Below are 12279 nucleotides of genomic sequence, written 5' to 3'. Positions count from 1 at the left end.
GCCCCACCGTTGTCCGCGTCCACCGACGTCCGCACCCCCCGAAGCCCACGCACCCGGCACCACCCGTGAAGGAGCACGCCCGTGAAATGGGACGACCCGGTACAGGCACTGCGGTTCGCCCAGGAGGTCAAAGAGGTCGCGCCGGATCCGCTGGACGTCCCGGAGGAGGCCGCCGACGACTTCCGCGACGCCCTGCACCACACGGAGGAGCTGATCAGGGTCGCGACCACCCCGGTGGCGATCGGCGTGGTCGGCGAGTTCACCGCCGGCAAGTCCAGCCTGATCGGCGCCCTGCTGGGCAAGCCCGACCTGCTGCCGACCGCGAACCGCGCGACCACCGCGCAGGTGACCGCCCTGCGGCTGCGCGGCGGACCACCGGACCGGCCGACCGCGCTCGGCGACCGGGCGGTGGCCGAACTCCTCAGCCCGGCCGACGTCCTGGGCTGCCTCGTCTACATGGCGAACGAGCTGTCGGCCGATTTCAAGCGGGAGAAGGAGGGGCTGGACCGCAAGCCGCTCCAGGAGTTCCTGACGGCCATCGCCACCCCGGCGACCGACGCCACCCCGCTGTGGCGCGATCCGCGGACCTGGCAGCGCTTCGACACCTGGGCGCGCGAGGCCCTCTGGACGCACCCGCAGGACAACGAGACCCTGCGCGAGAGCGTCCGCGAGATGCACCGGCTCAGCGAGGCGCTGCTGACCGTCGACCCGGACCTGTTCGGCAGCACGGTGGGGCTGTCCACCGCGGTCGCCCGGGCACTGGCGGACATGGGCAAGGCCGACGACCCCGGCGCGCCGTACCCGGCCCGGTCGCCGCTGCGCAAGAAGCTCGACCGGCAGAGCCTGGAGGCCGCGCTGGAGCACGCCTCCCGCACCGGGACGGCGCTCGGTGAGGAGTACCGGGCCGTGCTGTCGCCGCTGATCCGGCGGATCGACGTGGACGTCGACGTCCGGCCCGGCACCTGGGAGACGGTCGACTCGCAGGACGGCGGCGCGCTGCTGCTGGACTTCCCGGGCCTCGGGGCGGCCGGGCGCCGCGACGACTACCTGTGCCTGTCGCAGCTGAAGAACGTCGAGACCATCCTCGTGGTGTCCCGGGGCAACCTGATGGGCTCGCGGCTGGTCGGCACGTTCTACGGGAAGATGGAGTCGCAGGGCCACGGCCAGGACACGCTCGCCGACAGCATCCTGATGGCCTTCAACAAGTGGGACACCACCAGCGCCCCGGAGCTGCCCGCCGAGGTGGTGGCGCTCGGTGCCACGGCGACGGCCGCGTCCGAGGCGCTGCACATGCTCCGGGTGGACGCCGCCAAGCTGCTGTTCGAGCGGATCGAGCGGGCGCTGCCGGTGTCGGTGCTCGCGGCGGTCGCGACCGAGGGCTCCGGGCTGGACTGCACGCTCGCGGACCTCTCGCCCATGACCCCCGACGAGGTCAAGGTGATGGCCCGGCGGCGCCGGGAGTGGGGCGAGCTGGCCAACCGGATCGCGGTCGCCGACCCGGGCCACCCCTGGGTGCGCCAGCTCGGCGAGTACGCGCGCGACGGCGGGCTGCTCGCCCTGCGGGCGATGATCGCCGAGCACATCGAGGAGCACGGCGTACGGCTCAAGCGCCGTACCGTCGGCGAGCAGTTCCGGCGCACCCACCGGGCGTGGCGCACGGTGGACGCGCGGACCAGGGCGCACACGGTCGCCGAGGGCAGTCCGGAGCACGCCGAGCTGATCGAGCGGTTCGAGCGGCTGGGGGCCGACGCGGGCCGGCTGATGACGGCGCTGAACGAGCTGCGCAACCCCGCGAAGGCGCGCCAGGGCAGCGGCGGGTCGGTGCTGGCCCGGCTGGAGCGGCAGGCGGTCACCGCGGTGTTCTCGTGGCCGCTCTGGGGCGAGCTGTTCGCCGCCGTGGAGGACGGCGTGGTGACCAAGGCCCCGGTGTCGAGCGTGGAGGTCCCCGACTACGTACGGGTGCTCCCGCCGCACCTGCAGGACGAGTTCCGGAAGAACCTGGCCGGGCAGTCGCAGGACCGGGACGCCGACACCACGACCGCCTTCCACCGCCACTACCTGCGGACGGTGACCGCGCTGCGCGAGGACGCGCTGAAGCAGCTGACCGCGTGGGCCGAGTCGTGGGCGGCCGAGCAGGAGGAGGTGTTCGGCGAGGTGCACGCGTGGCTCGCCGACGAGGAGACCGGGGTCCGGCTGGAGGGCCTCTTCGCGCAGCTCCCGGAGTCGCGGGTGCCCCCGTCCTTCCGGGTCAGCCAGTTGCGGGTGCTCACCACGACCGCGTACTTCCCGCCGACCGCGACGGCCGCCGCCACCACCTCGGCCGCGGCGCTGGCGCCCGCCGACATCACCGGGTTCCCGCAGCTCGCGGACCACGTGCTGCCGTGGAGCCACGACTATCCGGACGACCCCTCGCCCAAGCGGCGGGAGGCCGAGAGCAGCCAGTACGTGGTCGCGCTGTTCCGCAGCCGGCTGGTCGCGGCGGTGTACGAGCAGGCCGCGGCCGCGTTCACCGACATGCTCGCGGCCGCCCTCACCGGCCTGATCCAGCTGGTGCAGCAGAACGCGCGCGCGGTACCGGACTCGCTCCAGGTCGCCGAGATGATCAGCGCCGGCGCCGCGGCGGCGGACGGCGGCGAAGCGGGCGACGGCAGTGGAACAGCCGGCCAGTCCGAGGAGAACGGCTCGCTGCGGGCCGTGCTGCGTCGTTGGGAGCAGGAGAAGTGAGCACTCTTCAGATCATGTTCGAGGCCGTCCCCGGTCTCACCGGCGCCGACCAGGCGTTCACCAGCGCCGAGCGCGAGGACGGCGGCCACGTCCTGCCCCAGGTGGTGCTGGAGTCGTACGACAACCTCCTCGGCTACCCGCAGGAGCTGCGGATCATCGAGACCGTGGACGGCTCGGCACCGCTGCGGCAGTGGCTGCAGAACAACTGGACCGCGCTGCCCTTCCCCGACCACCTGCCGGTCTACGGCCGGCTGGTGGTGATCCCCGGCCTGGTGGTGCCCGCGGAGGTGGTGCGGTCCCCGCAGGCCCCGGCCGGGGACGTGCGGGTCGGCGTCACCTGGAAGCTGATCTACCGCAACGAGAAGGGCGTCCAGGCCGAGGACTTCGGTGCGGTGGAGCTGACCTTCAGCTCCGAGGCGGGCCCGCAGCAGGCCGCTCCGCTGCTGGACGGCATACCCCGCCACATCGGCCCCGGGCTGGAGTTCAACAACTTCGCCGCGGTGGACTTCGGCAACACCGGTTCGACCGTCACCGTCTACAACGGCGAGGAGAACGTCATCTGGCGGATCGACCCCGAGCAGAGCCGCTCGCTCGGCGCCTCGCTCGCCGGGGTCGTCCACCGCGCGCCCGGTGCCGCGCCCGCCGCACCGCCGTCCTGGGCGGCGGCCGCCGAACTGCTGGCCGCACGGGTGCTGGCCGGCCGGCCGCAGGGCGAGCGCACCGCGCGGCGGCTGGCCGAGCTGCTCACCCTCGGCGACGGCCCCGCGGCCGCCCTGGTCGAGGTCACCGCCCACGAGGTGGAGAAGCTCGCCCGCACCGCCGGGCTCAGCGAGTGGCTGGTCCCGCAGCTGCACACGGCCTACGACCGGGCCTTCCGCGTCCCCCCGCTGGCCCAACTGGGCCTGCGCCGGGTGGACTTCCTCGGCGGCGCCTCCACCACCTACGAGGTGCCGAGCGTGCTCGCGGTCACCGGCGGGCGGCTCACCCTGAGCGTGGACGAGTCCAACTCCCCGGTGCGCGGGCTCAAGCGCCGGCTGCGCCGACCGGGCCCGGTCCCGGTGCCGGGCCTCGGAGCGGGCGTGGAGCACAGCTCCGACGACCTGATCGCGCTGGCGTTCGTCCGGCTGATCGAGAGCACCCAGGAGAACATCCGCCACCCGCAGACCGGCGAGCTGCGCCACCTCACCGAGCTCGTGGTCACCCACCCGACGACCACCCCGCCCGACGCACTGAACCGGCTGCAGCAGCTGCTGCTCGACAAGTGCGGCCTGCGGCAGGTCGTGCGGCGCTACGACGAGGGCGTGGCCGCCGGGCTGTTCTTCGTCATGCGGGACTTCTCCGGCCGGACCGGGTCCGGGGTCGAGGCGCTGCGCGCCGCCTCCCGCAAGCTCCCCGACCAGGAACGCGACACCTGGCGCCAGACCATGCTGGTCGTCGACGTCGGCGGCGGCACCACCGACGTCGCCCTGCTCGGGCTCACCCTCACCGACTACAGCGAGCCGATGACCGAGGAGCAGGCCCGGGTCCGCGGCCGCCGCTACCAGCTGCGTCCCGAGGTGCTCGGCTCCTCCGGCCACCCCGACCTCGGCGGCGACTACCTCACCCTGCGGGTCTACTACCTGCTCAAGGCCGCGTTCGCGGACTACGTCCTGGAACTGGCCCACGAGGAGCAGAGCGCGGCGCACGGCGGCGAGTGGGGCGCGGGCTCCCCCGGCATCGCGGACGAGCTGCTCACCCTGCTCCCCGACGCACTGGCCGCCACCGCCACCGAGCCGCCGCGCAAGCTGGCCGCCGAGGTGCTCAGCCACCTCGACAACCGGGTCCTGCCCAAGACGCTCGCCCCGGAGGGCGTCGCGGCGGTGCTGGCGGCGATCCTGCCGACCGGCTGGGAGCCCGGCGCCAACCTGGAGAACCCGCTATTCCGCAAGGTGTGGGCGGACGCCGAGAGGGCCAAGATCCTGCTCGGCGGCGCACCGGCCGAGGGCGCGGAGCCGGTGTGGACGGTGACCCGCACCCGGGTGATCGAATGGCTCAACGACCTGCCCGACCAGGAGCGGGCCACCGGGCTGCGCACCCTGCTGGACCGCCGGGAGAGCGAGCAGCTGTTCGACATCCGCCGGGAGGACTTCGCCCGCCTCGCCGTCCCGGTCTTCCAGGAGGCCGCGGCGATCGCGGTGGACCTGGTGCAGAGCCGGTTCGGGCAGGACCCGTCACTGACCCTCGACCGGATCATCCTGTGCGGGCGCAGCACCTCGATGCAGATCGTGCTGGACTCGGTCGCCGGGGAGATCGCGCCGCGCAGCCTGCCGAACGGCCGGCCGGTGTTCCGCAACCCGGCCGCCATCGACGTGGAGGCGCCGTTCGCCAAGCAGGCCACCTCGATCGGCGCGGCCTGGGCGCACGCCCGCAGCCTCGCCCGTACCCGCTCGGGGCTCCGGGCCGGCGACGACGTCGACAACCTGCGCACCAGCACGGTGGACATCGAGGTCGGCGACCTGTCGGCCACCCTGCCCTGCGACTTCAGCCTCATCGACAGCAACAACGAGCGCGCCCTGGTGTTCGCCGTCGGCACCCCGTACGACGCGGTGCCCGGCGGACGGCTGGCGGTGCGCTCGCCGTGGACCAGGCCGGACTGGTCGATCAACCTGCACCGGCCGCTCAACGGTTCGGTCAGCATGGGCTGGGCCACCTACGACGTCCGCCGCAAGGCCCTCGACCAGGGCGTCACCCTGGACGAGGAGCTGTGGGCGGGCCGGCTGTCGGACGGCGTCGAACCCGCGGTGCGGATGATGATGGAGATGGACGAACGGCTGGAGCCGCGGATCTACTTCCGGCAGGGCGACCACGCGCACCACGTCGTCGACGGCCCCCCTCTGGACCTGGCCGCGCTCGGCTGCGCCCGGCTCGGCGAGGACGGCCACCTCACCGGGCTGGCCGGCCGCGTCACCATGGTCGGCGTCAACCGGGAGCGCGTCCTCAGTGAGCCGGTGGAGGTCCTGCCGCACTGGACCGACACGGCGAAGCTCACCGACCGCCTGCCGGACACCTTCCACCACAGCCACGACCTGGCCGGCCCGGACGAACCGCTCCCCGGCCTGCTGATCCCGTTCGCACCGGTCCCCTCGGCCACCGACTACGTCTTCGCCTACGTGGCCGAGGACGGCACCGAGAAGCCGCTCGGCCGACTGACGGCCCCCGCCGGTCACCGCCGCACCTCGCGCTGCCTCAGTCTGGACAGCCTCGGCCGGCTGCGGGTGCACGCCACCGTGCCGCCGTTCCTGAGGGCGAAGGACCTGCGGACGGTGCAGGAGCACCCCGGCGCGGTCTACTCCGCGCTCATGACGCAGGACCTGGACAGCCTCTTCCCCGACTGGAACCCCTTCAGCGGCAGGCACTGACCCGCCGTCGGACCACGCACGCCGCCCGACGGACCACCAGGGAAAGGGATCAGCACGGACATGGACTCCGTTCACTCCGTTCACGATGGCACCACCACCGACCGCCGCACCGCCGAGGCGCACCGGGTGGCGGTGGCCTTCGCCGACGCGCTGCTGGCACTGGCACCGGTCGACGAGCAGTTGCACCGGCGGCTCGCCGGCGTCGCGGGCACGCTCCGCGACGTGTGGGAGGAGCAGGTCCGGGACGAGGCGCTGTTCCTGGCGCACCGGCACCTGGAGGAACTCGTCCAGGTCGTCTGCCGCGACCTCCCGGTGGCGGCGGACGACGACGCGGGCGCGAACGCGGAAGAGGGCGAGGAAGGGGACAAGGACGAGGACCAGGAGGAGGGCGGGGCACCGCCCGGGGCGGGCGCCGAACCCGGCGACGGGGACGGCGGCGACGAGGTGCCGGCCCACGACGGGACGCCGGCCCCGGCCGCCGCGGCGGCGGACGAGCCCCCGGCCGAGGAGCAGCCGGGCGCGGCGGACCCGGACGCCCCGGACACTGACGGGGACACCGACACCAACAGCAACCCCGACACCGAGGACTCCCCGACCGGGGCCCCGACGGCCGGCGAGGTGGCCGACGCCGAGGCGGACGATCTCCGCACCATCCGCCAACTCCTCAAGAACGAGATCCGCACCCGGTGGCCGGCCGGCCCCGGCCGGCCCGGGTTCCGCCCCCAGCTCCTGACACCGGACCCGCAGATCGCCCGGGGCCGCGAAGCCTCCACCGACCACCGGGAACTGGCCCGCGGACTGCGGCTGGACGCGCTGCGGCTGCCGGTGCGCGACAGCGCCCCCCTGCACCGGACGCTCGCCGAGATCCTCGGGACGGACGGCCCGCCGGACGGGACCAGGCTTCCCGGCTTCGGCGACGTCCTGGAGCCGGTGCCGCTCGGCCAGCAGTCGACCGATGCCTCGCCGAGGGAGCAGTTGCCCTTGCTCTGGGCCCGGTTGATCCGGCTGGTCGACCCGGAGGACGGCGCCGTGGCGGACCGGCCGCCACACGTCCTGCCCAACCAGCAGCGAGCGCTGTGCCTGATCCTCCAGCACGCCCTGGACCTGATCGCCGTGGTGCGGGAGAGCCTGCTGGTGCCGCACAGCGGTGTGGTCCGGGCGAACGGACTCCACCACATCAGCGCCCTCGACGAACCGACCGCCAGGAACTGGGAGTCCGCGCTCCTGGCCTGGCTCGTGGAGCTGAGCCGGATCGGCCGGCCCACGAACACGGCGAGCCGCACGGCGTTCCTGGCGAAGCTGACGGCGCTCGACCTGACCCTCGCCCAGATCGTCACCGACCCGCTGCCGGAGGGCGGCAGTTGGTGGTACGACGGCCGCCGGCAGCTCCGCAAGGAGGTCAACCAGCTGATCACCACCGAGGGCGGCAAGGCGCTGGGCCTCTTCGACAGCTACCCGACGAAGGACATCAGCACGGTGGCGGACACCCGCGCCCTGCCCGGCCGGGCACCCAACACGGTGCTGTGGTGGCTCAAGCTCCCGTACGAGCCGCCGGGTGGTCAGGAGCCGGTGCGGGGCCAGGCCATCTGCTCCGACCGCCAGTCCACCACCGCCCGCGCGCTCGGGCACTGACGTGGCCGGACACCACGAGGAGCCCGTCCCGACGGGCGGCCCGGGTTGGCACGCCGAGGTGGCCCGGCTGCTGGGCGGCACCGCCGTCGGCGAGCGCGCCGGGATGCGCCGCTCGCTGGCCGAGGACCTCGCGGCAGCCGGGCCCGGGGCGAAGGCCGCCTCCCCGGCGCCCACCGCCGGCCCGCCGGTCCGGCACCGGATCGCACTGCTGCACGCCGCGCCGCCGCCCGCCGGCTGGCGGGAGCTGCTGGTCCGGCTGCTGGACGCGGCCTCGACCGGTGCCGTCCGGCACGACCTGCTCGACGCGCCGGTGGGCCCGGCCGCGGCCGGCCGGCCGGACCGCGAGACGGCGCGGCCGGTCCCCCAGGCGCACGCGGTGCTGGCCCTGGTGGACTACCCCGCGCTGGAGCGGGCCGCCGCGGGCCCGCCGCCCGGGGAGGCCGCCCGCCCGCGGGCCGCGACCGGCGCACTGCGGCGGGCGCTGCCGGCCGCGGTGGCGGCGGTCGGCGCGGAGCGGACCGCCGTCGTGGTGCTCGGCACGGACACGCTCGGGGTGAGCGCCCGGCCGCACCTCGCGGTCTGGTCGGCGGCGGCGGTCCGGCGGGTCTTCGGCGAGTCGCTGCACGCGCTCACGGTCGTCCCGGTGCTCACCGGCCGCGCCCTCGCGGCGCGCACCGGGCGCGAGGCCGCCGACGCCGGGCTGGCCGACCTCGCGGCGCAGGTGCTGGAGCCGTGGACCGCCACCGCTCCCGCGGCGGTCGCCGCGCTGGCCCGCCGCCGCTACGGCGCGGCGCTGCGGGCCTCCGCGCAGGGTTTCGCCCGAACCGCCGAGCCCGACTGGCCGGGCCTGGACGGGGACCGGCTGTCCGACCCCGCGTACGCGCGGGAACTGCACGAGAAGCTGATCGCCACCGCGTGCGGCCCGCTGGTGGCCGACGCCCTGCGCGACGCCCAGGAAGGTGCCCCGTGAACGCTCTGACCGTCATCCTGCTGATCCTGTCCCTGGTCGGCAACGCCGTCCTCACCTGGTTCCTGCTGGCCCGCCGGCCGACCGTCCAGGTGCCCGGGCCGCCCCACTACGTCCAGGTCCCGGTGCCCGGGCCCGTCGAGTACGTGGAGGTGCCGGGGCCGGAGGTGGTGCGCGAAATACCCGGGCCCGTCCAGTACGTGGAGGTGCCGGGCCCCGAGGTCGTCCGCGAGATCCCGGTCCCCGGGCCGGAGCGCATCGTCGAGGTCGAGGTCACCCGGGCGGTGGAGCTGCCCGCCCGGTCGGGTCCGCGGTTCGGCGCCGGCCCGTTCCCGGTGGCCGTGCCGAGCGCCTTCCCGATCGGCCGGGACGCCGCTCCGGACACCGTCGTGGACGGCGTCGACCTGGGCCACCTGCACGTGCGGGCCGGCTCCCAGCGGGGCGGCCGCAACCGGCTCGACCAGCGCTACCGCCGCGACGCCTTCCTGACCCGGATCGTGCCCGAGTTCCCCCGGCAGGTGCTGCTGTCGGCGGTGGCGGCGGGCAACCCGCTCGGCGCCTGGTCCCACAGCGCCGCCGACGTACTGGTGAACTCGCTGGCCGCCCAGGTCGGCGCGTTCGCCGAGCCGCTGGCGCACGCCATGTGGGAGGCCCACTCCCCCGACACCGTCAGCGAGTTGCTGCGCTCGGCGCTGCGCGGCACCACGGGCGGGCTGGAACGGCTCGGCCACCTGCGGCAGGCCGCGCCCGCCGACGTGTCGGCCGACCTGCTGGCCGCCCTGTCCCCGCTCGGCCAGAGCCACTCGCAGACCCGCCGCCAGCTGGTGTTCGGCACCGGCAGCGGGGCGGCCCTGCTGCTGCGCGACGGCGTCTGGAGCGAGCAGCTGGCCCTCGGCAGCCGGACCGCCTGGAGCGCCGAACGGGCCCTGCCCGGCGGGCTGGAGCTGCGCTGGCAGCCGGTGGACACCCGCCCGGGCGACCTGCTGGCGCTGTGCACCGGCGCCACGGCCGAGCTGCTCGCACGCCCCGACGTCGGCGCCTACTTCGCCGAGACCTGGCGGGTCGGCGCACCCGACCTGACGGCCTTCCTGCACGACCTGGGCGTCCAGGCCCACGGCGCGGACACCGACCGCACCCTGGTCTGCCTCTGGGAACGCGGCTGAGCCCCGCCGGACATCGATGACTCCGGGCCGTGCGGCGCTCATCGACGTCCGGCACCCGGCCGCGCCCGGAGCCCTTTCGGCTCCGGGCCGCCGTGACTCAAGGGCCCGCTCCGTCGATGTGGAGAGTGGCACGCTGCGCGCCAGGCTGCCGGCGGTCGGCAGTCGGGTTCGACGGCGGGTCAGGCGTCCCAGGCGCGGGGGCGGTCCAGGACCTCCCATTCGGGGCGGAGCAGTGAGAGCACGGCGAGGTCGTAGCGGCGGCCCCGGTGCAGGCAGGCGGAGCGGCTGACGCCCTCGGGCACGAAGCCGGATCCCGTGAGCACGGCCAGTGCGGCGCTGTTGCCGGTGTGGGTCTCCACCGCGAGGCGCTGCAACGGGAGCTCGCCGAAGGCCAGGTCCACGAGGGCGTCCAGCGCCGCGCCGCCGTAGCCCCGGCCGCGGTGTTCGGGTGCCAGCACCAGCTCCACGCGGGCAGTGCCGTTGACCATGTCCTGAGCGGTCAGCGCGATGTGGCCGATCGGGAGGCCGCTCGGGAGCAGGACCAGGAAGTCGTCGCGGTCCTCGTTGTCCCGGTCGCGTTCGACGCGCTCGCGCAGCGCGGAGAGCGACCGCGGCCAGAAGCCGACCTCGTGGACCGCCACCGGGTCGGAGCGCCACCCCTGCAGCAGCTCGGCGTCGTCGACGTCGAGCACCGCGAGGCCGACCTCCCCGTTGCGCCAGCTGACCACCCTCGCGTCCTCGCCGTCGAGTTCCGTGTCCGTGGTTCCGCCGTCTTCGATCATGGGCGGATGCTACGGGCGCCTCCGGCACCGGGGCCACGGGTTTTCGACGGAACGCTGGGTGCCGTCCCGCGCCTGTACGGCTTCTCCGTGCCGGGCGTCGACTACGCGGCCGCCGGCGGCACCGACGTCCCCTGGCCCGGCCTCAGCTCGTGAGCGGGGCCGGACCAGGGGCCCGCCGGGCGTCCGGTCAGAACGTGCGTGCCTCGGTGACCTGGTTCAGATGGATGAGGACGTCGTAGGCCCGGCCGATCGCGAGCCGCGGCAGGGGGTCGTTGACGAAGATCGAACCGGCGTCGTAGGTGGGCCGGGAGACGTCCAGCCAGTCGCGGGCCGCCCGGGGCGCGGTGCGCAGGTCGACGTAGTAGTCCCGGTGGCGGACCCGGTCGAGGGTGTGCTCGTTCATGTCCGGCGTGGCCGCCGGGACGGTGACGGACTTCCAGCCTCCGGTCAGGACCGCGTCGGTGGTGAGGAAGGAGCCGCTGTCGAAGGTGAAGCCGATGGCCACGTAGTCGCGGCCGTAGGCGTCCCTCAGGTACGAGCCCTGCGGCTTGGGGTACAGGAAGGTGTCCGTGGACAGGTAGCCGGCGTGCCCGTTGTGCGCCGACATCAGCACCTTGCCGCTGGTGCGGCGCTGCCACCAGGCGGTGTTCTCGGCCATCGCCCGGTCACGCAGCTGCTCCGCGGCGGACACGGAGGCCGGATCGGCGAGGTCGAAGGTGGCGAAGGCGAAGGTCTGGGCGATGTTCCGGGCGTGCTGCACGGCCCACTCGTAGGCGTCGTCGCCGGGGGTGCCGTTCACGGTGACCAGATCGAGCGCCTGCTGGGCCTTGACCGCGTTCTCCCGGCGCTCGGCGACCGGCTTGCCGATGTAGCCGAAGAGGTCGTCCAGGGGCCGCAGACCGGCGTAGAGCCCTTCGAGCTGCGGCAGGGCGGCCGGCCGTGCCTGCCGCAGGTAGGAGGCGACCCGGTCGAAGGCCGGGTCGCCGAGCTTCGGGAGGCCGAGGTCGTCGCCCAGGAAGTGGACCGGGTTCCGGGGGTGGCTCCGGTTGTAGGACCGCATCCAGGCGATCAGGTCGGCGAACTCCTCGCGCTCCCACGGGCTGCCGCCCAGGGCGTCCTTGACGACCTGCCGCGCGTCGCCCGGGCCGCCGCCCTGGAGGTACTCGTCGATCTGCAGGCCGCTGGTCCAGCTCGTCTCCAGGGCGAAGGTGGTGAAGCCCTTCTCCTCGACCAGGTAGCGGAAGAGCCGGTGCTTCATCGCGAAGAACTCGTGCGAGCCGTGGGTGGCCTCGCCGAGCCCGACCACCGTGGCGTCGCCGATCATCGCGCCCAGGGCCCGGAGGTCGGCGCTGCGGCCGCCGGGCTCCGTCGTCCGCAGCGGCTGGGCCACGCTCTCCAGCGCCCGTACGACCGCGGCCTGCCGGGAGTCCGCCGTGTGCACCCCCGCCGGGTCCGCCGGGGCGGCGCTCGCCGCCGTCGGGGCCAACACGGCCGCCGCAATCGCCGCCGCCAGCAGCAGTCCGCGCCGCCCGATCCGCTTGTCAGCCGTCATCGTTCCGACCACTCCTCAACTCGATGGAACACCGTTGACCTCGGCGTTCGATGAGTTGATC

The 12279-nt window shown here is 74.6% G+C and carries 7 protein-coding genes; 5 read left to right on the top strand and 2 right to left on the bottom strand.

Features of this window, described 5'->3' with window-relative positions; all coding sequences use genetic code 11:
* Positions 1–81: 81 nt before the first annotated feature.
* The 5 genes from ACFCLZ_RS37485 to ACFCLZ_RS37465 are packed head-to-tail and all read left to right on the top strand — an operon-like array spanning position 82 to position 9884.
* Positions 82–2724 carry a dynamin family protein gene (locus tag ACFCLZ_RS37485; RefSeq protein ID WP_380282392.1) on the top strand — a complete coding sequence of 881 codons (2643 nt, stop codon included), beginning with the start codon at positions 82–84 and terminating at the stop codon, positions 2722–2724.
* Complete coding sequence (locus tag ACFCLZ_RS37480) at positions 2721–6122, top strand: hypothetical protein (protein WP_380282391.1); 3402 nt, start codon at positions 2721–2723, stop codon at positions 6120–6122. The genes ACFCLZ_RS37485 and ACFCLZ_RS37480 overlap by 4 nt, the downstream gene beginning before the upstream one ends.
* Positions 6123–6182: 60 nt before the next feature.
* Positions 6183–7754: a hypothetical protein gene (locus ACFCLZ_RS37475; RefSeq protein WP_380282390.1), complete on the top strand. Its 1572-nt coding sequence runs from the start codon at positions 6183–6185 to the stop codon at positions 7752–7754.
* Position 7755: 1 nt separating this feature from the next.
* Positions 7756–8724 carry a hypothetical protein gene (locus ACFCLZ_RS37470; protein WP_380282389.1) on the top strand — a complete coding sequence of 323 codons (969 nt, stop codon included), beginning with the start codon at positions 7756–7758 and terminating at the stop codon, positions 8722–8724.
* Positions 8721–9884: a hypothetical protein gene (locus ACFCLZ_RS37465; protein ID WP_380282388.1), complete on the top strand. Its 1164-nt coding sequence runs from the start codon at positions 8721–8723 to the stop codon at positions 9882–9884. Before ACFCLZ_RS37470 ends, ACFCLZ_RS37465 begins: the two co-directional genes overlap by 4 nt.
* Before the next feature lie 179 nt (positions 9885–10063).
* Here ACFCLZ_RS37465 and ACFCLZ_RS37460 read toward each other — a convergent pair whose 3' ends face one another.
* Together ACFCLZ_RS37460 and ACFCLZ_RS37455 are read right to left on the bottom strand one after the other, a co-directional pair.
* Positions 10064–10666 carry a GNAT family N-acetyltransferase gene (locus ACFCLZ_RS37460; protein WP_380282387.1) on the bottom strand — a complete coding sequence of 201 codons (603 nt, stop codon included), beginning with the start codon at positions 10664–10666 and terminating at the stop codon, positions 10064–10066.
* A 187-nt stretch (positions 10667–10853) separates the two neighbouring features.
* On the bottom strand, positions 10854–12218 hold the full coding sequence (locus ACFCLZ_RS37455; protein WP_380282386.1) for an erythromycin esterase family protein: 1365 nt from the start codon (positions 12216–12218) through the stop codon (positions 10854–10856).
* Positions 12219–12279 lie beyond the last annotated feature (61 nt).

The sequence above is a fragment of the Kitasatospora purpeofusca genome, from assembly GCF_042691725.1.
Classification (GTDB): Bacteria; Actinomycetota; Actinomycetes; order Streptomycetales; family Streptomycetaceae; genus Kitasatospora; species Kitasatospora purpeofusca_B.
The sequence above is the reverse complement of the archived record's forward strand: the minus strand, read 5'-3'. Positions and strand labels throughout refer to the sequence as shown.

What these genes read in the sequence shown, in the direction of transcription:
- ACFCLZ_RS37455 (WP_380282386.1), bottom strand. Translation starts at nt 12,218, where the DNA reads ATGACGGCTGACAAGCGGATCGGGCGGCGCGGACTGCTGCTGGCGGCG.
- ACFCLZ_RS37460 (WP_380282387.1), bottom strand. Translation starts at nt 10,666, where the DNA reads ATGATCGAAGACGGCGGAACCACGGACACGGAACTCGACGGCGAGGAC.
- ACFCLZ_RS37475 (WP_380282390.1), top strand. Translation starts at nt 6,183, where the DNA reads ATGGACTCCGTTCACTCCGTTCACGATGGCACCACCACCGACCGCCGC.